The organism is Rummeliibacillus stabekisii (genome assembly GCF_007988965.1).
Classification (GTDB): domain Bacteria; phylum Bacillota; class Bacilli; order Bacillales_A; family Planococcaceae; genus Rummeliibacillus; species Rummeliibacillus stabekisii.
In genome coordinates, this window is the sequence record NZ_BJVD01000003.1 from 73,259 (window position 1) to 96,674 (window position 23,416).

The window sequence follows — 23,416 nt, forward strand, 5'->3', positions numbered from 1 at the left end:
CATCAATTTCCTTTCACCTCCTCTCAATATAGAATATTTAACCGACTTGTTCGTACAAGCTATACATCGGCAACAGTACGGCTGCCATGATAAAACCAACGATACTTGCTAAGAGGATAATCATAATTGGTTCGATTAACGCTTTTAATGAATCGACAGTACGGTCCACATCGTCTTCGTAAAACTCAGCTATTTTTTCAAGCATGTAGTCGAGGGAGCCAGTCTGTTCACCGATAGAGACCATCTGCGTAACGAGGGGTGGGAAGACCCAGCTTTCCTTTAATGGTTCTGCTAACGAGCTTCCTTTTTCAAGTGAGGTACGTGATTTATGAACAACCTCTTCAATCACTGGATCGCCGATAATTTTCTCGACAATACTTAATGCATTTAAAATTGGCACTGAGCTGCTGAAAAGTGAAGCGAGCGTCCGCGTCATCCGAGCTATGGCTGACTTTTGCAGCACTTTCCCGAAAATCGGCATTTTCAACAAAATATAATGAACATAAAAGTTAAACTTTGGATTCTTTTGAAAGAGGTATAGAAAGGCTCCAATAATAGCGCTCCCTACGAGAAAGAAAATCCACCAATAGGCCTTTAACGCATTACTAAACCCTAGAACCATTAATGTAATAGCGGGTAATTCTGCTCCAAAGCTCGCGAAATTTGCTGTAAATTGTGGCACAAGCCACAAAAGCATAAACGCAGATACCAGAATAATCAAAATAACAAGTACAATCGGATAACTCATTGCTGATTGGATTTTCTTCTTCAATTTAAATGACTTCTCATAACTAAACGCCATACGGTCCAGCGTTTCATCAAGATTACCCGTTGCTTCCCCTGCTTTCATCATATTTACGAAAAGAACTGGGAAGATTTTTGGATACTTGGCAGCAGCGGCTGAGAAGGCAATCCCTGAACGTATGTCTTCTTCAACACCCTTCAACGCTTTCTTCAAGCCCTTACTTGACGTTTGGTCCGCTAAAATATGGGTTGCCTCTACAATGGAAATTCCGGCACGAATTAATGTTGCGAATTGGCGGCAATAAATTACGAAATCTTCATTTTTCATCGCTTTACCAAGTGATAAATCCCTATGCAGAATACTTTTCGATTCATCTATTTGCCGAGGGTTAATGCCACGGTCACGTAATTTTTTTATCGCTATCTGCTTTGAATCAGCTTCTATAGTGCCTTTTTCCATGACACCTTGTATATTCCGTCCTGTAAAGCGGTAGACCGTCATGCAAAATCACCCGCATTCATATATACCTTCGCTGTTTCGAAGTCGATTAAGCGCTTTGCGAGCAACTGTTGGATCGAACTATCAATTGTATGCATACCTAGCGCTCGGTTTGTCTGCATAATGTTAGTCAGCTGATGCACTTTGTCATTGCGAATTAGATTGGCGACAGAAGGTGTTTGAATTAAGATTTCGGTAGCAGCAACGCGCCCTGGTTTGTCAATCCGTTTAAACAGGCGTTGAGAAATAATGCCTTGCAACACATTGGCAAGCTGTATACGAATTTGGCCTTGTTGATGCGGCGGGAAGACGTCAATAATACGGTCAATTGTTGTCGGCGCACTGCTTGTATGCAATGTCGCCATAACGAGATGCCCTGTCTCAGCAGCTGTAATAGCTGTTGAAATCGTCTCTAAATCTCTCATTTCGCCTACTAGAATAATATCTGGATCTTGGCGAAGAGCTGCTCGCAGTCCATTGGCAAAGCTTCTAGTATCAGATCCTACTTCTCGCTGATTAACAATCGATTGTCCATGCTTATGCAAATATTCAATAGGGTCCTCTAATGTAATGATGTGTTTCGCTTGATGCTTGTTAATATAATCAATCATTGCTGCTAGTGTCGTTGATTTACCTGATCCTGTTGGCCCTGTCACAAGAATGAGTCCCTGAGGTTTTTGACACAATTCTTTTAGTACAGCAGGCATGCCTAAATCATCGATTGTAGGAATTTCTGCTGTGATTTTCCTAGCTGCCAATGTGGAGCTATTCCGCTGATGATAGGCATTCATTCGAAAACGGCATCGCCCTGGAAGTGAATAGTTAAAGTCTACTTCACCTTTTGTCTCGAATTCTTCCATTCGATGAGGTGGCAAAACTTCTAAAATCATCTTATTTAAATCATCCGGCGTTAGTATTTCTTCTCCATATGGCTGTAATGCTCCATTGATTCTGTAATATGGGGGCACACCGACCGTGGCATGCAGGTCGGATGCGTTGGCTTCATCTGCATATGTTAGTAATTCAACGATTGATTTTGTCATTTCATCACACCTTATTCATCAGTTGCTACTCGAAGAATCTCTTCGGTTGTCGTTAGGCCATCCGCCACTTTTAAAAGCCCGTCTTCAAGCAATGTACAATAACCATGTGTTGCCATATGTTTTTTGATTTCCGCTAGACTGGCTCTGTTCAAAATTAATTCTTTCACTTTTTCGTCTACGATTAATAATTCATGGATTGCAAAGCGCCCTCTATACCCTGTGTTATTGCAAGATGGACAGCCGCTTCCACGTTTAACATGTGAAATGTTTATGCCATGAATTGAAAAAATATCTTTTTCTTCAGTTGAAACGTCTTCGTACTTTCCGCAATCTCTGCATACTCGGCGTACAAGACGCTGCGCCACAACCCCAACTATAGAAGATGATAGTAAGAATGGTTCAATCCCCATATCGAATAAGCGAGAAATTGATTCAGCTGCACTATTGGTATGTAACGTACTTAGCACTAGATGGCCAGTTAAAGACGCTCGTGTAGCAATTTGAGCCGTTTCTGTATCTCTAATTTCTCCTATCATGATGATATCGGGGTCTTGTCTAAGAATGGAACGTAAACCTGCAGCAAAGGTCAAGCCAATTTCTTCACGAACTTGTATCTGGTTTACCCCCTCAATCTGGTATTCAACCGGGTCTTCAACTGTAATAATGTTCACTTCTTCGCTATTTAAATAATTAAGAGTAGTAGATAGTGTAGAAGATTTCCCTGAACCAGTAGGACCTGTAATTAAGACAATACCATTTGGCTTACTAATTACTTCTTTGAAATGCATCAAATTCATTGGTGAAAAACCGAGCTTTTGCAAATCTCCATGAGAATTGGTCAAGTCTAACACCCGCATAACTACTTTTTCGCCATATACTGTCGGCAAGGTAGAAAGTCGAATATCGACAGGATGAAGATTAATATTTGCTTTAATACGTCCGTCTTGAGGTAAACGGTTTTCTGTAATATTCAAATTGCCCATAATCTTAATCCGCGCGATAATCATATTTTGCATGTTACGCGGCAAAGAACGCTCTGTTCTCAAAACTCCGTCAATTCGGTAGCGGATTCGCAGCTCAGTTTCTTGTGGGTCAAAATGTATATCACTTGCTCTTTGTACTACTGCATTAGAGATGATTTGATTGACTAATTTGACTATCGGTGAATCATCGTCAAACATTTCCGGCTCTTCAAATGTTTCAGTTGGAACTAAATCATTAAGAGCTGCATCCATAGTCTCCTGCAAATCATAGTACTTACTAATGGCTTTATTTAACTCATCTTTTGATGCGATTGCTGTCTCAATTTGACAGCCTGTTGCCATACGGACTTCTTCAATCGAGAAATAATCCATTGGATCGGCCATTGCAATCAACAGCTTATTTTTTTCACGAGTTAAAGGCATAATGAGCGAACGTTTTGCAATTTCTTTAGGCAACAAGTGCACAAGCTCAGGATCAATCACAAATTGACTAATACTAATCTGAGGTATACCTAGTTGAATCTCCAGCACCTCAATCAGCTGTTGCTCTGTAAGCAAATTTTCCCGAATCAAAAAGTCGCCCAGTTTCTCATCTTTCGATTTATTTTGAAGGGCGTAGTCAAGTTGCTGTGAGGTTATGGCGCCTGCTTCAACTAATAAATCACCAAGCCTTTTTCTTTTTGAAAGTACCATGAGAATCCCCCTTATTTGGAATCATTCGGAGTAACAATATCACCTGTTTTATTGTAATGGCTTCCTTTTGGAACACTACCTCCATTTTTACTTGTGGTTGCTTGAGGCTCTTTTGAAGAATTCAACTCTGAATCATCTTTTGAATTCTTGTCCTTACTAGGCATAGGTTGTTGGCTTGTTGACTCCTCTTGCTGTGGTTCACCTAATCCCTGATCCGTCCCCTGCTGATTCTCCACATATCCATCTGTAGTGGGCTCAGAATTATTATCTATTGGAGCGGTTTGTTTTGCAGATGTTTCAATGATTTGATTTATTGGAGGATAATAATTTTGACTCATTAATTGATTTTCTGTTTTACCATTCTCGTCTGTTATCGTTCGATAAATGTAAACTTGTAAACCTGGTTTCGCTTTCTCTACAGTCTTACTATCCCCTTCCGCTAAATTGGACATATAGCGGTATATAGTACGTGCTTCAATAGATCTTCTTTCTTTCTCGTAAACTAAGACTTCAGGGCTTCCAGACAGTGAATAAAGTGATACCTTTAATTCATTTCCGCTGACCGTGGCAGCTATCTTGGCAGGAACTGTTCCATGAGAAATAAATTTCAAATCCTTGTCTAAAAATGGGTTTACTATCGCTTCATAACCTGGCTTGACGTGTGTCGGTATTTCTTCATCTTGATGTCGTTCTGTAATTTCAAATGAACTTTGTAAAACAGTACTGTATAAAGCAGATGCCATGAGGCTTAATGAGTCATCGTTATTAATTTCTACTTGCTCTACGAATGTATTGAAAGAAAAAGGTTTATTAGCTTCAATAATAAAACCATCTAATTGCTTCGCTAATACAACGATGTTACTTAAATCAGCATCCTTGACTGGAACAGCTTGGAAAGAAATTCGTTCACCATCTTCGATTGAAAAATTAGCATCCTTTATCTTAAGAGGGAATTTCTTTAAATAAGAAGCCGCTTCAAGTACTTGTGATACAATCTCATCGCTATTTTGTTTTGTATGTTCACTTATTTTTCCCACTAAGGAATCAGTAGCACTAACCTGTAATGGTTCATGAACAATCGGCTTCTTTTCCCAAAAAGCATACCAAGGTTTTGCAGTGCGTTTTTTATATGTACTGATAGATTCATCAATATCAAATTGGAAATCTTCTGCTTTCAATAGGACTTTTTCTTCACCCACTAGGACTGAGAGCTCTGTATTCTTCCATTTATTTATTACACGGTTTAATTGCTTTTTAACTTCGCCATCTGATAAGTCCTCTACAGCGACAGATCCGATTGTCGAACCACTAGAAGCAGCAAAAACATGCAAATTCACATAACTCGCAGATGCTAGTATTATAGAGAGTAAGAACAAACCTGTAATAATTTTATATATTGGAGTGACTTTCATCTCATCACCTATCTCGTTGCTTAATTTATATTTCTAGGATACTGTTATTATAAATGGTAATCCGAATAAAAGATATGACTTTTTACACTTAATCATTATATTTTATTGAAATTCGCATTAGTTATTATGATAAAACTCATAGCAATCCTTTCAAATAAACTGTAAAATATACTAAAGAGTTAGAATTAATCATAAATTAATTCCTTGATTTTACAAATAAAATACATATTTGTTTAAGGGGTTTTTCCATTTTTATCAACCGCTTCTATTAAATTCTTTTTATTTAAATTATTCAAAAACCTACCTATATATTGTTACATTCCTTTAAGACAATAAAAATAAACAATTAGCTAAACTGGTATACAGTGGCTAAATAGATACTCCCTCTCAAGACTATTAGGGGTCAGTAGAAAGGAAAGAAAATATGGCTTATCAAATTAAAAAAATAATAGTGAATGAAAAAGGGGTCACACTTACAGAAGTGATTGCATCTTTCGTAATCTTAGTTATTGTTCTTTTTTCTTTCTTTACACTGTTCGTGAATACAGCTAAGACTACTAAGAGTTCGGAGAGGATTGTTGATGCTACCTATGTTGCACAAACGGAGATGGAGAAAGTCTATAATGCAAGTACAAATGGGGTTCTAAATGTAGCAACTTTAACTAAACCTACTGATCCCACTAATCCTGAAGATTCCGGTTTAGGTTATACAGCTGAGCCAAATTCGACAACTATTTTCACTAAAACTGCTAAGAGCAATTTCAAAGTGACTTTGACACTTAAAAACCGTGACGTCTCATTGAAAAGTGTTGTTATCCAAGTTAACTCAAATTCGGATAATAAACAAAAAGCTTTAATGGAAAAATTAATCGTTTGGAAGGGAAATTAGGCTATGAAAAGACGATTAACAAATCAGAAGGGAATTACACTAGTGGAAATACTTGCAGCAATAGTAATCATTGGTTTTTTAGCAATTCTTATTTTAAATATACAATCGAAAAGTACAGAGCAGTATAATAAGCAATTCACAACAAATCAACAGCTAAAAGAAATATCATATGTTCTAAAATCAATTACTAAAGATATAAGAAAGACAAATAGCGTTACTCTAACTAACCAAACAAACTTAAAAAATGAACAAAAGGAAGTACTATACACAGGAGTAAATGTTAATAATAAAAAATACGAATTCGATGAACAATCAAAATCAATAAAACTGAACGGTTCTATCTATGCAAATAATATAATGGAATTCTTTATAAGCAACACGGGAAAACGATATACAATATATATTAATAATATAAAGGGTAACCAAGTTACAACTACTGTGTATATTAGGAGTGCTGACCAATGAGAAAAATATCCAAGTACCTAAAACCCCTAAAAAACAACAAAGGCTATACTCTAATCTTATCAGTCTTTGTAATCGCTGTTATCTCTATTTTAGCATTAAGCTTAATGAGTACCACTGCTACTACTATGAAACAAGCAGATCATGAAAGAATTGACCAAGCAGCTTATTATATTGCTGAGTCAGGTATAACTCAGACGAAAGAGGACTTAGATAAGAAAGTTTATGCTGCCTATAATTCAATAAAAAATATATATGAAAAACTTTCTCCAGAGAATAAAGCAAAATATAATTTCGAAGGTGAATTTTATAAATTAGTATTGAATAATATTTCGCAAACAAGTAATACAATCGGTGCGTTTGAAAAGAACTTCGGCACAACACCAGAAGCGAAGGTTACTGTAACAAATACAAATAATAGTGGACCATTGGTATATAAACTATCTTCTGATGGTATTATTGGAAGCGAAAAGCGAACCGTCTCGCAAAACTATAAAATTATATTTAATGCAGATAATGCAGAAACAGGTGATGTATCCCAAAATTTAAGTAGTAAATATGCCGTTCATGTTTTAAATAAATTTTCCCTAGAAAATGATGGTATAAAAATCAATGGTGGAGAAGTAGCGTTAGAAAAAAACAAAAGCGAGAGTATTGTTTCACTACCAACTCATGCGGGGTATAAACCCCCAGTAATTAAATATTCAATACCAATTAACATTCATCTACCAGAATTCCCTTCCGAAAAATTTACTGAATTAGAGAAATTGCCATATCCACCTGATCAAGAAATACAAAAAGACCAATGGAATACTACAAAAGTAATTAACAATCATGATTTATTAATAACTAATAATATTTCAAATAAATATAAACTAACAATGTCAACTAACATGAAATTTAATGATATTAAATTAAATGAAAATAACGTGCTTTTCATTGACACTGGTAATAGCGATAAAAGCATTCTTGTCAACAATTTAGACTTAACCAATGGGCATATTAAAATATTAGGGACTGGAAAATTAACCTTATATGTGAAAAATAAAATTATTACCGGAAGCGGAAGTACTTTGAACGAAACAAACAATGTTAAAGACATTTCAAATTTAAAAATTTTTTATAAAGGGTCTGAACCCATTACTACAAGTGGAGATCAAAAAATTTATGGATCATTGTATGCAGAAAAAGCTGATATAAATATTGCTGCAGGATCAGGGTTTCAAGGGAATATTTATACTGGAGGCACTAAAGTTTCAATAAGTGGGGGCACTAGGGTTAACACCCAAATGTTTTTAGCACCTAATGCTGACTTTAGCATTTATGAAGGAGGACAATTTAAAGGGGCTATTATTGCAAAGACTTTCAAGGCTAGTGGTGGCCCAACAATAATTTTTGACCCTAATAATTCAATTGAAAGTGAATCCAATTCTTATAAGAATTATGAAGAAAATCCAAATAAATTAACTTCGCTTGACGGCACTTTAAAAGAAAAATAATAAAAACAGCTACCAACAAAAAGGTAGCTGTTTTTCTATCTATTTTTTTAAAACCCCGCCACCTTATTCCGCCCCTGCTCCTTCGCTCCCTTATACATCGCATGGTCAGCGTTGCGGAGAAGGTTTGTAGCATTGTCGGTATCTTCATAAGCTGAAGATACGCCGATGCTTGCGGTGATGTGGACAATAAGGTGCTTGACGTTTTCAAGTAGATCCGGCACGATTTCAAACGGTTGCATTTCAATTCGCTCACGTAGCTTTTCAGCTAGTAGCAATGCTTGTTGTTTTGTATAGTTTGGCAAGAGGATGACGAATTCCTCGCCGCCATAGCGTGCAAGTGTACCCTTTTCCCCGACTTCTCGTTTCAAGACTGCGGCTAAACCACGAAGTATTTCGTTACCGCTCTCATGACCATATCGATCGTTTATACCTTTGAAATAGTCGATATCGAGCATAATAAGAGACAGATTTGAAATGGTGTGTTCCTTTAATTCATTCATCTTGGAATTTAGATAATCTTCAAAATAACGATAATTATATAACCCTGTCAAACCACATCTTTCACTGCTATGTTTTGCTTTTTCTACATACCGAGCCTTTTCTAATGAAACAATAAAGTAGGAGCTAATTAATTCAAGCATTTTCACCTGATAGTCTTGGAAATTATTCTTCTTACGTGATGTTAGCAGTAGTACACCTTCCAATTGATGATTTCGACAAAACGGCAAAACAAGAGCGCTTTGCGTATTCGGAAGTAAAAAGGAACCACTATATGGCAACCATTCTTCACGTTTACAAAATACAGTTTTATCTGCACTTTCTATCGTTTCAGATAACAAACTATGGCTTAATTCTTTATGTGTTGCATTCTTTAAGATTTGTTTTCCATTTTCATAAGCTCGTAGTACAGATAATGTACCCGTCTGCTGTCGGCGATCAATCAAATAAAGTCCATCTATAGAAACCATTTTCGGTACGCGTTCAATAAATAAGTCTAGCGTTTCTTCCGAATCCAGTTGATCTGCTAATTGGTGGCCAAAATGGGCCGCTTCTGAAAGTTCTTTATTAACTTTACTCGTAGTGGTATAAAGCTGCAATAGTCGCGTGGCCATATAAAATGGAATACCAAGAAGGATTATTGAAAGTACACCTACATACTGACCAAGCAGATAAAGACTAAGACCCATCGGAAGTGCAAACGCACAAATAAGATAATCCCAAGTATCATCAATTGTAAAGAATCTTATCCGTTGACCTAATAAAATCCCACTGATTTTGATAAGAGCATGATTTGCTGTAATGTTTACAACAATATAGAGCAAACCATATCCTACAATGTCCACTGTGTTCATGGAATGTATATCTCCACCAAGCCACAAAAAGGCTAATCCGCTGAGAAGTGATACAAGGAAAAACATAAAAGAATTCCATGGAATCCGATATAACATATTGCGATTTAATTTCAAATTATATAGTAAAGGAACTAATGAAATCTGAAAAACTACTATTTCAATAAATAATCCAAAACGCAAAAACAAAGCGAGACTTACCCATTGTGTTAAGAAAAAGGGAGTTCCATTAATGAATGCTGGAAACGCCGAGGTTAAAAGGCTTAATGCCGTAAAACCTGCTAACAATGGCCAATTAGTAGCTTCATTCGGCGGATAATATAGATATACCATATAGATGCTGAGAGGTATGCAAACGATCCATATCATGAAGACCACAAGTTGAAATGCAAACGACTTTTTCACTCCTGCTTTCCTCCCATTCAGCAAATAGATAATGTAAATTATACCACAAGTTAAAATAGTTTCAATTATCAAAAATAGACATTTTTACCCATTTAATAGTTCCTCTCGCCAACTTGCAAGCAAATATAAAGAGCCGGTTATAATGACTATTTCATCATTTTTTTCCTCTATTATATGACGAATATTTTTCTTTGAGACCTCTTTAACATGACTACTAGATAAGTTATATAAATTTTCAGCAGGCATCGCACGCTCATTATCTACATCAACAAATGTAAAACCAGTCCCTACTTCTTCTAAAATACGCAAAACACCTTTTACATCCTTGTCTCTCAACATACCTACAATAAAGTGTATCTTTTGACCTCTGAACTGTTCTTTAACGGTATCTACTAGTGTTCTTGCACTTGCGGGATTATGAGCTCCATCAATATATAATTTGCTGAAAATTTTCTCAAAGCGGCCTGCAAGTTGCGCATAGCTAATCCCATTTTGAATAGCCTCTGGGTGAACTTGTATATGTAGATGCTGTGCAAATTGGAGAAATGCTGTGATTGCTAGCGCCATATTGCTACGCTGGTGCATTCCCGGCATGCTACGGTCTAGATTATTAATTCGAAAATTTGGTGCGATATAGGTTTCTGATTTCTCTTCTCCCTCAACAGAGAAATCTTTTCCATATACAAAAAGCGGTGCTTCACATTGCTTGGCTTCTTCTATAAAAACTGCCATTGCATCTTCTGGCAGATCGCCTGTAATTATCGGTCTACCTTGTTTTATAATGCCTGCCTTATGGCCCGCGATACTGGCTAGTGTATCACCTAAAAAGTTTGTATGCTCTAACGCAATGCTAGGCACAACTGAAACGATGGGCATCACAACATTTGTGCTGTCATAACGTCCACCCATTCCGCATTCAATTAACACAATATCCGCTTGAAAACGCTGGAATGCTAGAAAGGCTGCAACTGTTAGTAATTCAAAATCAGTACATTTTCCGTTTAAATCTGCATCTCTCATAATACTAAAAATGGCAGCTAATTCATCAGGCGCAATTGGCTCCCCGTTTAATTTGATTTGGTCATGTACGTCCTTCATACATGGTGACATGAAAGAGGCTGTTTTTAATTCATGGCTTTGAGCTATTCGCTCAATCATTGTAAGCGTAGACCCCTTGCCGTTAGTGCCTGCTAAATGGATAACCGGCAAGTTTTTTTCCGGGTGCCCTACTAACTCTAGTGCTTCTTGAATTGCCGTTAATCCCGGTTTGATTGCTGAATCGCTCGATATATGGAAACGTTCCTTATAATAATCTAATCTAGGTATCAAAGTAAAAACTCCATTCTATGTATTCTACATTTTTCATGCTACACTTTAAAATATATTATAGCACTTGTGTGAGAGGGTTTTGATGATGAAAACATGCTGGATTATATATAATGGTAGCTTAATAAATGATAAGTTTTTAGATCAAGCAAGGTTGATGGCAGAAGCGGCGGAAGCTCTTGATGTGAGACCCATGATTTTTAAAAACTATGAGATTATGATGAAGCTTGGCGAGGAACTAGAGAAAAAGCCTGACTTTGTGATTTTCTTAGATAAAGATATTTTATTAGCCACTTACCTAAAAAATAAAGGAATACCTATTTTCAATGACCCAGAAGTAATTGAAACATGCGATAACAAAGCAAAACAATACATACAGCTTGCTAGTAAAGGAATACCAATGCCAACAACTATCATTGCACCAAAGGTATATCCTAAATTCACCATAAGAGATAGCGGTTATTTTGAAAATGTACTTAAAACGTTGGGCTTACCTATGATTATAAAAGAAGGACACGGCTCATTCGGCATGAAAGTGTATCTTATTTCAACCGAAAAGGACTTCTATAAAAAAGTAGACGAATTGAGAGGCGTTGATTTTGTCTTTCAAGAGTTTATTTCCTCTAGCCGTGGCAGAGATATTCGCGTAAATATAATCGGTGATGAGGTAGCAGCTGCTATGTATCGCCATTCGGAAACAGATTTCAGGGCGAATATCACAAACGGTGGCGTTGCAGAAAAAATTGCATTAACAGAGGAGCAAAAAGATATTGCGCTCCGTGCAGCAAAAGCAGTTGGTGCCGAATTTGCAGGTGTAGATCTTCTATTCGGACCTAACGAAGAACCACTCGTATGTGAAGTGAACGCAGCAGCGCATATTCGCAACTTATATGAAGTGACTGGCATCAATGTCGGTGTGCCATTTATTCAATATATTTTGAAGAAAATTGGGTGATCATATGAAAGCATATATCTTATATGAGGAGCAGGATGCCTTCAATAATAGATTTTTTATTGAAGAAATGATAGAAGCTGCTAAGAGGAAAGATGTGGAATTGGAGTTAGTCTTTGTGGATGATTTAGATATCGACAGTTTTCTAGCTCGCTTGGATAATCCTCTATTTGTATGGAACCGCACACGCTCAGCCTCTATTGCATCAAAAATACAATCAGCAGGAATTAGAATAGTAAATAAACCATTTGTGAATGACCTGGCAAATAATAAAAGAAAAACAATAGAGTTTGCTAATTCCCTCGGTATTCCGACTGTTCCAATATTAGACGAAGCGCGTGACTTCCCTGTTGTCATCAAAACAGTAGATGGGCATGGCGGCGATGAAGTCGCACTATGCCAGAACGCTGAACAACTTTCGCATTATGAAAAGAAATGGCATGATAGAGTAACACTATTACAACCTTATATCGAAACATATGCCACAGACCTTCGAGCATGGGTTGTTGGTGACCAAATCATTGGCTGCGTCAAGCGCGTTGGCAATGATGATTTTCGTTCGAATTATACACGTGGCGGATCAATTGAAAAATACACGCTATCAGAGACTCAAACGCAACAAATTTTACATTTGCAAAAAGTTCTGCAAAGTGACTATATCGGCATCGACTTCTTACTTCTTCCGAATTGTGATTGGATGTTAAATGAAATTGAGGATCCTGTCGGTGCAAGATCTTTTTATGAATTGTTTAACGATGATTTGGCAGAGATTTTGATGAATCATTTGGTTGACAGTATATAAAAATCTTTGTGGCTACAATACATTCTCTTCATACTAAAAACCGCCCCTATCCAAAAGGGCGGCTTTTTCTTTACATATTCTTTAATTCAGCAATACGTTTTTCTACTGTAGTAAATTTCTCTAGGTAGTCTGCTTCTTTTTCACGCTCTGCAGCAACTACATCTTCAGGGGCTTTGGATACAAAGCGTTCATTGTTTAGTTTACCTTGAACACGTTTGACTTCTTGTTCCCATTTTTTCAACTCGTTTGTAAGTCGTTCGATTTCTGCTTTCACATCGATTAGACCTTCAAGCGGTAAGAAAATTTCAGCGCCTGACACGACAGCTGACATGGTTTTCATGTCGACTTGTAGATTTTCACCTAGTGAAAGTGTTTCTGGATTACAGAACTTTTCAATATATGCTTTGTTTTCTTCTAGGACAGCCAGTGTTTGGGCATCTTTTGCAGAAATATACATCGGTACTTTTTTGCTAATTGGTGTATTAACTTCTGCTCTGATGTTACGAACAGCACGAATAATGTCCATCAACAATTTCATATCCTGAGATTGTTTAGCAAAGTGAAGATCATCCTTTACTGTAGGCCAAGAAGCAACAGTAATAGACTCGCCTTCATGCGGTAGATTTTGCCAAATTTCTTCAGTGATGAAAGGCATGAAAGGATGAAGCAAACGCATTGTATTGTCGAGAACATAAGCTAGAACTGAACGTGTCATTTTCTTCGCGGCTTCATCTTCACCATAAAGCGGTAATTTAGCCATTTCAATATACCAGTCACAGAAATCATCCCAGATAAAGCTGTGTAAATGGCGGCCAACTTCACCGAATTCGTATTTATCAGCAAGTCTTGTTACTTCTTCGATGGTTTCATTTAATCGTGTCAAAATCCATTTATCCGCAACTGATTTTTCACCAGTCAGGTCGATCTCTTCATATGTCATGCCATCCATGTTCATCAAAGCAAAACGTGAGGCATTCCAAATTTTATTGGAGAAGTTCCAAACAGCTTCAACTTTTTCAGTTGTATAACGAAGATCTTGGCCAGGTGATGATCCTGTTGCTAGGAAATAACGAAGTGAGTCAGCACCATATTGACTGATTACATCCATTGGATCAACCCCGTTACCAAGTGATTTGGACATTTTACGTCCTTCCCCATCGCGTACTAAACCATGGATTAAAACGTCTTTGAATGGACGCTCACCAGTAAACTCAAGCCCTTGGAAGATCATGCGTGATACCCAGAAGAAGATGATGTCATAGCCTGTAACTAATGCGCTTGTTGGATAATAGCGTTTAAAATCTTCACTATTTACATCTGGCCAGCCCATTGTGGAGAAAGGCCATAAAGCAGATGAGAACCATGTATCAAGGACATCCTCATCACGCGTCCAATTTTCTTCATCCGCAGGAGCAGTTTTACCTACGTACACTTCGCCTGTTTCTTTGTGGTACCAAGCCGGAATTTGATGGCCCCACCATAGTTGGCGTGAAATACACCAATCGTGGACATTTTCCATCCAGCGTGTGTAGGTGTTTTCAAAACGATTTGGTACAAAGTTTACTTTTTCGTTTTCTTTTTCTTGTAATTCTAGCGCTTCTTTTGCAAGTGGTGCCATTTTTACAAACCATTGTTTTGAAAGATAAGGCTCTACTACTACTCCTGTACGTTCAGAATGGCCAACAGAATGCATATGGTCAACAATCTTAATAAGGACGCCTTGCTCTTGTAAGTCTTTCACGAGCTGCTTGCGGCATTGGAAGCGGTCCATACCTTGGTATTTGCCAGCCAATTCATTCATCGTACCATCTTCATTCATTACTTTAATGCGTTCTAAATTGTGACGGTTGCCGACTTCGAAATCATTCGGATCATGTGCTGGCGTCATTTTAACAACGCCTGTACCGAATTCCATATCAACATAATCATCTGCTACAATTGGAAGTTCACGGCCGACAATCGGAAGAATAGCTGTTTTGCCAACTAAGTGTGCATAACGTTCATCGTTCGGGTTAACAGCAATACCAGAGTCACCTAGCATAGTTTCAGGACGTGTTGTCGCAATCTCAAGTTTACCTGAGCCATCTGCTAGTGGGTATTCCATATGATAGAAAGCACCTTGAACATCCTTATAAATTACTTCGATATCTGACAATGCTGTTTTTGCTTGTGGATCCCAGTTTATGATTCGTTCACCACGGTAGATTAAATCTTTTTCATATAATTTAACGAATACTTCTTTTACTGCATCTGAAAGACCTTCATCCAATGTAAAACGTTCGCGTGAATAGTCTAGAGATAAACCTAGTTTTGACCATTGTTCACGAATGGTGCCAGCATATTCTTCTTTCCATTCCCATGTTTTTTCAAGGAATTTTTCACGTCCTAAATCATAGCGAGAGATATTTTGTTCTCTTAGCTTCGCTTCCACCTTTGCTTGTGTAGCGATACCTGCATGGTCCATTCCAGGTAGCCAAAGCGCATCATGCCCTTGCATACGTTTCATACGAATTAAAATATCTTGCAATGTTGTATCCCATGCATGGCCTAGATGCAATTTCCCTGTTACGTTTGGGGGCGGAATAACAATTGAGTAAGGTTTTTTCTCGCTGTCAGGTTGCGCTTTAAAATAATCGCCTTTCAACCACCATTCATAGCGGCCTTTTTCAATCGTCTGTGGTTCATATTTAGTCGACATGGATGTGTTTTGTTCTTCCATTAGATCTCCTCCTTAAATGCTCGTTATACAAAAAAATCCTTCACCCTATAAAAGGGCGAAGGAATATTCGCGGTACCACCTTAATTTCAGCATAAAAAAACTGACTCTTCATTGTATAACGGCTCTTCACCGGTTTTTGCTACTTCAATGTTCACAAAAACTGCTCCAGGGCTACATTCAAACGTCTACTTGAGGAACTTTCACCAACCGTTCCCTCTCTAACAAGTAGGAGCGTTCTACTCCTCCCCTTCAAAGCATATATATATAGCTGTATACATTGTAGCGAATAGTCCCTAATTTTTCAAGTTTTTTCGCAAAGCTACTTTTCTCTAAATGACCTACAAAAACCCATCCCTAGCTACATAAAATACTAGGAATGGGTTTTTCATTAAAATAGAAAGGAGCTTCTTCATGAGAAGACGATATAATCCATACTTGCTGCCGCCTTGGTTGCGGAAAACACGTTTCTATTGTAAAGGGATTATTATCCCATTCACATGCTTTCAATTCGTACGAATCATTATTTTTCCGACAACCTGGGATATTATCATCCTACTGCTCTTTATAGGTCTTTGGTACTTACTACATTCTGACATTATTTAATGGTATTTCCTCAACCGAATAATGTTCCTCTAAATCCCACAGTATTTGACTTAAGATAGATTCATCTTGATCTACTACAATTGGCTTTTCTAGAAGGTCCATTGGCGATTCATTCGTTGTAAGTTGTACAACTTTTTCCGTCTCCGCTAATTGGACCTCTTCATTTTGAACTACTTCTGACTGTGCTTCCACTCTTGGGGTTTCAACCACTTCTTTTTCTTCAACATTTTTATATTCGCAATCTACCTGACAACTAATCACGCAAATTCCATTATCGGACACTTTTGTTTGAAGATTTTTTGTGTTTAGGACAACGGTTGATTGGTCAATCTTATCATTTGGCAAGCTTACATTTAGAGGAATAGCATACTCAAAATAGCCTTCATTACCTTCAACATCCACTTCATCTACAAGCGTACTCTCGTTTTCTAATTGCTGTATTACCTCTTGAGTGTCATCGAATTCCACATTAGCGGCAATGTGATAAATACCAGTAAGTGATACGGATAATTCATCCTCTTGCTGTTCCCAACGGGGTGTAATTTTCACTTTGTTTAAGCTAGTTGGTTTACCATATATTTCAGGAAAAACGAATGATTCATTTATTTCCCAGGTAATCTTTTTCATATTTACATTCCCTCCTCTATCTTTATCTATATGTATACTTTTGAGTTTATAGAACCAGCTAGTTATCTAATTAATATATTAAAATAGAATTAAGAAATAAAAAAACAGCAGAGCATATACGCTCTGCTGAATGTCTTAACGTGCTAATTGTTTAAATACTTTTTGGAAGGCTTTCACTGTTTGTGCAATATGTTCTTCCGTATGCGCCGTTGAAAGGAAAACACCCTCAAATTGGGATGGCGGTAAGAAAATCCCTTCTTCTGTCATTAGCGTATAGTACTCTGCAAATAATTGCAGATCAGATGTTTTAGCAGTTTCAAAATCAATAACATTTTCATTTGTTAGGAAGTAACCAATCATAGATCCTGCACGATTTACTGTGTGCGGGATATTGTATGTTTCAGCTGCCTCACGGAAGCCTGCTTCTAATTGGTCACCCAACTTTTTGAAGTAGTCATACGACTCTGGCGTTAAATGATTCAACGTTTCAAGGCCAGCTGTCATAGCAAGCGGATTGCCTGATAATGTTCCTGCTTGATAAATTGGTCCTGCTGGTGCAATGTGTTCCATGATTTCACGAGAACCACCGAAAGCTCCAACCGGCAGACCACCACCAATTACTTTCCCAAGACAAGTCAAATCTGGTGTAACCCCAAGATATCCTTGAGCACTGTTGAATCCAACACGGAAACCTGTCATAACTTCATCAAAAATTAATAGTGAACCTGCTTTTGTAGAGATATCTCGCAATCCTTCTAAAAAGCCTGGAAGCGGTGGCACACAGCCCATATTTCCCGCTACAGGTTCAACAATAATCGCTGCGATATCTTCTCCATACATCTCAAAGACCTGTTTTACAGACTCTAAATCATTGTAAGGAACTGTTATCGTATTTTGAGCAATACTTAACGGCACCCCAGGGCTATCCGGCAAACCAAGTGTTGCCACACCTGAGCCTGCTTTAATAAGTAATGAGTCGCCATGGCCATGATAAGAGCCTTCAAATTTCAAGATCTTGTCGCGACCTGTATAACCACGCGCTACACGTATAGCACTCATTGTCGCCTCTGTACCCGAAGAAACCATACGAATCATTTCAATAGATGGTACACGTTTGATTACTTCTTTAGCCAATTCATTTTCAATCACAGTAGAAGCGCCAAAGCTTGTACCTGATTCAGCCACACGTTGAATCGCAGCTACCACATCAGGATGTGTATGACCTAAGATAAGAGGACCCCATGACAATACGTAGTCGATATAATCATTGCCATCTACGTCTGTAATGATTGCACCTTTCCCTTTTTCCATTACGATCGGATCCATATTTACCGCATTAAATGCACGAACAGGGCTATTGACGCCACCCGGCATTAAGTGAATTGCTTCCTGAAAAGCTGCTTTTGATTTTTCATGTGAACGTGTCATTATTTCTCCTCCATCCAACGAACTGCATCTTTTGCATGATAAGTAATGATTAAATCAGCGCCTGCACGTTTCATGCCAAGTAATGTTTCTAATACGACTTGTTTTTCATCGATCCAGCCATTAATTGCTGCTGCTTTGACCATCGCATATTCACCACTTACATTGTAGGCAACAACAGGTAAATCAAAGTTATTGCGAACATCTCGCATAATATCCAAATAAGACAACGCTGGTTTTACAATTAAGAAGTCCGCTCCCTCTTCTACATCAGATTCAGCTTCACGCATTGCTTCCATACGGTTTGATGGATCCATTTGATACGTTTTGCGGTCGCCGAATTGTGGTGCACCATCTGCTGCGTCACGGAATGGACCGTAATAAGCAGATGCATATTTTACTGCGTAAGACATAATCGGAACATCTTCATAACCCGCTTCATCTAATCCTTTACGAATAGCAGCTACAAACCCGTCCATCATATTAGAAGGTGCGATAATATCTGCTCCTGCTTCTGCTTGTGAAACCGCTGTTTTAGCCAATAAATCTAATGATGGATCATTTAAGATTTTTTCATCTTCTGATACAACGCCACAATGGCCGTGAGAAGTAAATTCACATAGACAAGTATCAGCAACTACCACAACTTCAGGGTAATTTTTCTTAATAAAACGAGTAGCTTCTTGGACGATGCCATGATCATGATAAGCTTGTGACCCTACTTCATCTTTTTCTGCTGGAAGTCCAAAAAGAATAACAGATGGAATACCAAGAGAAACAACTTCATCCATTTCTTCTCCTAAACGATCAAGTGAGAATTGAAATACACCTGGCATTGATGACACTTCATTTTTAATATTTTCGCCATCGATAACAAAGATTGGATAAATAAAGTCTTCTTTGTGTAAGTAAGTTTCTTTTACCATCGCACGCATCGCACTAGATTGGCGTAAACGTCTATGTCTTTTGAAATGTAAATCTGTCATGATGATCGTCCTTTCTTTTTAGCCAATTCTTCTATAATGGCCAACATCGTATATTTTTCTGGTTTAACATCTACCATTGCTCCGGCATTTAAGAGAGCCTGCTCAGTAACATGTCCAATAGCTGCGATTTGATAACCTCTCCAGCTTGTTTGCGGTACGACATATTTATTAAATACATCCACAGCAGAAGGACTCGCAAATATAATTGTTGCGTCCTTTGATTTTTGGATTAATGTCGTTAATTCACTGATATGCTCTGTACTTTGAATGGTTTCATAAACCGTCCATTCATCGACTGGAAACGGCAGCCCTTCCTTTATAGTAGCCTTTGCTAAACTACCTTTCAAGAATAGACAACTTTCAACCTTCCCAGCCACTTTAGGAAATTCGACAACAAATTTATCCGCACTGTATGTAGACGGCATAAAATCAATCTGAAAACCTATTTTTCCTAATGCACTTGCAGTTTTCTCACCCACTGCAGCAATCTTGGCTCTGCTTTTTTCTATGCTTAATGAAGCGCGGGCAAGCTTTTGTGAAAATGCTTCTACAGCATTTTGACTAGTAAAGATTAGCCATTCGCTGTTTAAGGCTTTCGCTAATTTTTCACCATCATTTGAAGAAGTGGCTTCTTGTACAGCAATGAGCGGCAAATGATATACATTGCCGCCCCTTTCTAAAATATGTGAAGATACTGAATGCGTCATCTTCGTGCCAGTCAGGACAATATTTTGTCCACTCAATGGCAGATTAGTTGGCATTTTGCTCAGCCTTTACTTTTTGAATTAACTCATATGCGCCTTGGCTTGTTAGTTTTTCTGCCACTTCTTCTCCTGCAGCTTTTGCATCTTTTGAAGCAACTGATTCTTTATAAAAAACAGAGGCATCAGGAGCAGCTACTAGGCCTTTGAAATTCACGCCATCATTTTCAAAACGTGCAAAGCCAGCAATTGGCACTTGGCAGCCGCCATCCATTGCAGCAAGGAACGCGCGCTCTGCATGAGCTTCTTCCCACGTTGCTTTGTCTGTTAATTTCGCCAGCTCAGATAGTAGCTCTTCGTCATCAGCTCGACACTCAATTCCAAGCGAACCTTGCCCTACTGCTGGCAGACATACTTCAGTTGATAGGTATTCTGTAACAACCTCATCACTCCAGCCTAAACGTTTCAACCCTGCAGCTGCTAGGATAATCGCATCGTACTCATCGTTTTCTAGTTTTGCTAAACGAGTATCTACATTACCGCGAATCCATTTGATCTCCAAATCTGGACGTGCAAGCAACAATTGTGCGCTTCTGCGCAAACTGCTCGTACCTACAACTGCTCCTTTTGGTAAATCTGCAAATTTCACATGATTTTTGCTAATGAAGGCATCGCGTGGATCCTCACGTTTCGGAATGCAGCCAATAACTAGCCCCTCTGGAAGTACTGCAGGCATATCTTTCATGCTGTGGACAGCAAAGTCGATTTCTTTGTCAAATAAAGCTTGCTCAATTTCTTTTACAAATAAGCCTTTGCCGCCTACTTTAGACAATTGAACATCAACAATTTTATCGCCTTTTGTCACAATTTCTTTCACTTCAAATTCAAACGGCGCCCCAGCTTTCTTCAATTGGTCAATAAACCAATTTGTTTGAGTTAATGCTAGTTTGCTTCGTCTTGATCCAACAGTAATTTTACGCACGTACATCCAACCTTTCTATTAATACCAAAAATGAAAACTTGACAAACGGCTTCCCAAAAAGAAATTTACAATGATAACAAGGAAGGCATACACATTTGTCCAAGCATACATCGTCGTATGAAGCTTTCCTTTTCGATAGCCATATAATATAAAACAATAGATTAATAGAGAGAGAAAAGACCCTATAATCTTTGTATCTAAAACAGTGAAATGCTCTAACGATGAATAACCCCATTGAAGTCCAAGTATTAAACTAATCAACAAAATAGGAATACCCACCAATATAGCCCATGTCATGCCTTTTTGTGCTTGATCTAATGATGGTAAACGCGTCCATTGTTTTGTCCACTTTTTCTTCTTCAATACATTGTAAAGAATGAGATACAATGTTGAAAATACAAAGGACAGCGAAAAGGCTACATAGGACAAGATGGCAAATGTGACATGGAAAAAGAGCAATTCAGAAATAAGTGACTTGCCGACTGGCGAAAGTGCCAACTGATTTGGTGCAAATGTGTGGATAGTCATAAATATAAAACCAATCACATTTAAAAAGAAGACAGGCAAATCTACTCGGTATAAACAATGTAAAAAAATCGAAATAGTAATTAAAAGCCACGCGTAAAAGTAAATTCCTTCAAATAGCGAAAGTATTGGGAATCGATGCGTCTGTATAATATAAAGTCCTAAAAATGCTGATTGAAGTACCCATACTACAGAAATTAACCAAAACGCAATGCGATGGGCTTTCGGGTCTTTATTTAAATAATCGATAAAATAAAAGACAAGACTGATCGCATATAAGACGACCATTGCTTCATGCAGCCTTGTCATCGTCAAATCAGCCATAATATGCTCCTTTGCGACATAAATCTTAAAAAAAGCGTTTCCGCACCTATAGTTTACCACATAGACACGAAAACGCTCTTCTTAAAGTTTCTTAATATGACCATTTTGCATCAGATGCTTGTGCTTCTAATACTGTTTTATTCATTCGCTCTTTTTGTTGAAGCTGTTGTTTTTTCACTTCATCTTGTACATCCTCTTCAATACCAAAAATACGTTGGAACAGCGCTAACTGTTCTTTTGATTTTTGTGAACCGGCCATTTCTTTCGCTTGTAGAATCGGATCTTTGAGCAATTGATTAATAATAGATTTTGTATGTTTATTTAATACTTTTTTCTCACGGTCTGTTAAATCTGGCATTTTATTTTCGATGCTTTGCATTGTTTCAGATTGAATGCGAGCAGCTTTTTGACGAAGGGCTGCAATAACAGGCACAACGCCTAGAGTTGTCATCCAATCTTTAAAATCATTCACTTCTGTATCAATCATGGAAACAATTTGGCTTGCTGCGCGTTCTCTTTCTGCGAGGTTTGCCTCAACAATGCCATGCAAATCATCAATATCATACAAGAATACATTTGGAATATCACCAATGCGCGGATCTAAATCACGAGGCACAGCAATATCAACCATGAATAAAGGTTTGCCTTTTCGAAGTTTTTCAACAAATTGCATTAATTCATGATCAATAACATATTCTGTTGCACCAGTCGAGCTAATTAGAATATCTGCCTCTAGCAATACACATTGTAGTTCTTGCATGGATTTAGCTGTACCATGGAATTTTTCTGCAAGAGTTTCTGCTTTAGAGAACGTACGATTTATAACAGTTACTTTCCCTACGCCGCTACCATAAAGGTTTTCGACTGCAAGCTCACCCATTTTGCCGGCACCAAGTATAGCTACATGTTTATTTTCAAGAGAACCAAATATTTTTTTCGCCAGTTCTACTGCAGCATACGATACAGACACAGCATTTTCACCGATGGCTGTTTCGCCATGCGCACGTTTCGCAAATGTAACCGCTTGTTTAAATAATTTATTATAAACAGTGCCTGTTACACCAAGTTCTTGCGCTTGTAAAAAGCTTGTCTTTACCTGTCCAAGTATTTGTGTCTCACCTAAAACCATTGAGTCTATACCTGAAGTAACTTTGAATAAGTGCATCATTGCTTCATCTTCTTCACGTATATATAAATGACTTTCGAACGACTCAACAGGAACTTTAAACCATGTTGAAAGAAATTGTTTGACGTAATAACGGCCAGTATGCAGCTGGTCTACTACTGCATAAATCTCTGTACGGTTACATGTAGAAACAATCACGTTTTCTAATATGCTTTTTTGGCTTTGTAATGCTCTCATCGCTTCTGGTATTTCATTTTCAGTAAAAGAAAATTTTTCCCGAATTTCGACGGGCGCTGTTTTATAATTCAAGCCTACTACGATGGTATGCATGAATCTCTAC

At 37.9% G+C, this 23,416-nt stretch carries 20 protein-coding genes and 1 other annotated feature; of the genes, 6 read left to right on the plus strand and 14 right to left on the minus strand.

Going from position 1 to position 23,416, the window contains the following annotated elements; translation table 11 throughout:
- Positions 1-37: 37 nt before the first annotated feature.
- From RST01_RS08010 to RST01_RS08025, 4 genes are read right to left on the minus strand one after another with little or no spacing between them, the layout of a single operon-like run.
- Positions 38-1,246, minus strand: a complete 1,209-nt coding sequence (locus tag RST01_RS08010; protein ID WP_147195822.1) for a type II secretion system F family protein — start codon at positions 1,244-1,246, stop codon at positions 38-40.
- Entirely contained in the window at positions 1,243-2,286 is a 1,044-nt protein-coding gene (locus RST01_RS08015; RefSeq protein ID WP_147195824.1) for a type IV pilus twitching motility protein PilT, read from the minus strand. Before RST01_RS08015 ends, RST01_RS08010 begins: the two co-directional genes overlap by 4 nt.
- A gap of 11 nt (positions 2,287-2,297) precedes the next feature.
- Positions 2,298-3,962 (minus strand): GspE/PulE family protein, encoded by a 1,665-nt coding sequence (locus RST01_RS08020; RefSeq protein WP_147195827.1) that lies wholly within the window; start codon positions 3,960-3,962, stop codon positions 2,298-2,300.
- Positions 3,963-3,973: 11 nt separating this feature from the next.
- Complete coding sequence (locus tag RST01_RS08025) at positions 3,974-5,374, minus strand: VanW family protein (RefSeq protein ID WP_147195829.1); 1,401 nt, start codon at positions 5,372-5,374, stop codon at positions 3,974-3,976.
- A gap of 424 nt (positions 5,375-5,798) precedes the next feature.
- Between RST01_RS08025 and RST01_RS08030 the strand changes: the two genes are divergently transcribed.
- The 3 genes from RST01_RS08030 to RST01_RS08040 are packed head-to-tail and all read left to right on the plus strand — an operon-like array spanning position 5,799 to position 8,224.
- Positions 5,799-6,263: a type IV pilus modification PilV family protein gene (locus RST01_RS08030; protein ID WP_147195831.1), complete on the plus strand. Its 465-nt coding sequence runs from the start codon at positions 5,799-5,801 to the stop codon at positions 6,261-6,263.
- Positions 6,264-6,266: 3 nt separating this feature from the next.
- Positions 6,267-6,728: a type II secretion system protein gene (locus RST01_RS08035; protein ID WP_147195833.1), complete on the plus strand. Its 462-nt coding sequence runs from the start codon at positions 6,267-6,269 to the stop codon at positions 6,726-6,728.
- Complete coding sequence (locus tag RST01_RS08040) at positions 6,725-8,224, plus strand: DUF7305 domain-containing protein (RefSeq protein ID WP_147195838.1); 1,500 nt, start codon at positions 6,725-6,727, stop codon at positions 8,222-8,224. Before RST01_RS08035 ends, RST01_RS08040 begins: the two co-directional genes overlap by 4 nt.
- Positions 8,225-8,271: 47 nt before the next feature.
- On the opposite strand, the gene RST01_RS08045 is transcribed toward RST01_RS08040, so the two are convergent.
- Both RST01_RS08045 and RST01_RS08050 read right to left on the minus strand, forming a co-directional pair.
- Positions 8,272-9,978, minus strand: coding sequence for a sensor domain-containing diguanylate cyclase (locus RST01_RS08045; RefSeq protein ID WP_147195840.1), 1,707 nt, complete (start codon positions 9,976-9,978; stop codon positions 8,272-8,274).
- A gap of 84 nt (positions 9,979-10,062) precedes the next feature.
- Positions 10,063-11,307 carry a bifunctional folylpolyglutamate synthase/dihydrofolate synthase gene (locus RST01_RS08050; RefSeq protein WP_147195842.1) on the minus strand — a complete coding sequence of 415 codons (1,245 nt, stop codon included), beginning with the start codon at positions 11,305-11,307 and terminating at the stop codon, positions 10,063-10,065.
- Positions 11,308-11,392: 85 nt separating this feature from the next.
- Between RST01_RS08050 and RST01_RS08055 the strand changes: the two genes are divergently transcribed.
- Together RST01_RS08055 and RST01_RS08060 are read left to right on the plus strand one after the other, a co-directional pair.
- Positions 11,393-12,259, plus strand: a complete 867-nt coding sequence (locus RST01_RS08055) for an ATP-grasp domain-containing protein (RefSeq protein ID WP_147196118.1) — start codon at positions 11,393-11,395, stop codon at positions 12,257-12,259.
- Positions 12,260-12,263: 4 nt separating this feature from the next.
- Positions 12,264-13,058, plus strand: coding sequence for an ATP-grasp domain-containing protein (locus tag RST01_RS08060; protein WP_147195844.1), 795 nt, complete (start codon positions 12,264-12,266; stop codon positions 13,056-13,058).
- A gap of 70 nt (positions 13,059-13,128) precedes the next feature.
- Here the strand turns inward: RST01_RS08060 and RST01_RS08065 are convergent, their stop codons facing one another.
- Positions 13,129-15,777: a valine--tRNA ligase gene (locus RST01_RS08065; protein ID WP_147195846.1), complete on the minus strand. Its 2,649-nt coding sequence runs from the start codon at positions 15,775-15,777 to the stop codon at positions 13,129-13,131.
- Positions 15,778-15,825: 48 nt separating this feature from the next.
- Positions 15,826-16,039 (minus strand) — a binding site (T-box leader).
- Positions 16,040-16,188: 149 nt separating this feature from the next.
- Here RST01_RS08065 and RST01_RS16355 point away from each other — a divergent pair.
- Positions 16,189-16,380, plus strand: coding sequence for a YszA family small membrane protein (locus RST01_RS16355; protein WP_147195848.1), 192 nt, complete (start codon positions 16,189-16,191; stop codon positions 16,378-16,380).
- Here the strand turns inward: RST01_RS16355 and RST01_RS08075 are convergent.
- The 7 genes from RST01_RS08075 to hemA form a co-directional block, all read right to left on the minus strand.
- A complete protein-coding gene (locus tag RST01_RS08075) occupies positions 16,360-17,007 on the minus strand; it encodes a hypothetical protein (RefSeq protein ID WP_147195850.1) in 648 nt (215 codons plus the stop codon). The two genes, RST01_RS16355 and RST01_RS08075, sit on opposite strands and share 21 nt — an antisense overlap.
- A gap of 135 nt (positions 17,008-17,142) precedes the next feature.
- On the minus strand, positions 17,143-18,435 hold the full coding sequence (hemL, locus tag RST01_RS08080; protein ID WP_147195852.1) for a glutamate-1-semialdehyde 2,1-aminomutase: 1,293 nt from the start codon (positions 18,433-18,435) through the stop codon (positions 17,143-17,145).
- Complete coding sequence (gene hemB / locus RST01_RS08085) at positions 18,435-19,418, minus strand: porphobilinogen synthase (protein WP_147195854.1); 984 nt, start codon at positions 19,416-19,418, stop codon at positions 18,435-18,437. The genes hemL and hemB overlap by 1 nt, the downstream gene beginning before the upstream one ends.
- Complete coding sequence (locus RST01_RS08090) at positions 19,415-20,179, minus strand: uroporphyrinogen-III synthase (protein ID WP_147195856.1); 765 nt, start codon at positions 20,177-20,179, stop codon at positions 19,415-19,417. Before RST01_RS08090 ends, hemB begins: the two co-directional genes overlap by 4 nt.
- On the minus strand, positions 20,169-21,101 hold the full coding sequence (gene hemC, locus RST01_RS08095; RefSeq protein ID WP_147195858.1) for a hydroxymethylbilane synthase: 933 nt from the start codon (positions 21,099-21,101) through the stop codon (positions 20,169-20,171). Before hemC ends, RST01_RS08090 begins: the two co-directional genes overlap by 11 nt.
- Before the next feature lie 18 nt (positions 21,102-21,119).
- Entirely contained in the window at positions 21,120-21,950 is an 831-nt protein-coding gene (gene ccsA / locus RST01_RS08100; protein ID WP_066788609.1) for a cytochrome c biogenesis protein CcsA, read from the minus strand.
- Positions 21,951-22,041: 91 nt separating this feature from the next.
- Positions 22,042-23,406: a glutamyl-tRNA reductase gene (gene hemA / locus RST01_RS08105; protein WP_147195860.1), complete on the minus strand. Its 1,365-nt coding sequence runs from the start codon at positions 23,404-23,406 to the stop codon at positions 22,042-22,044.
- Between the last annotated feature and the right edge of the window lie 10 nt (positions 23,407-23,416).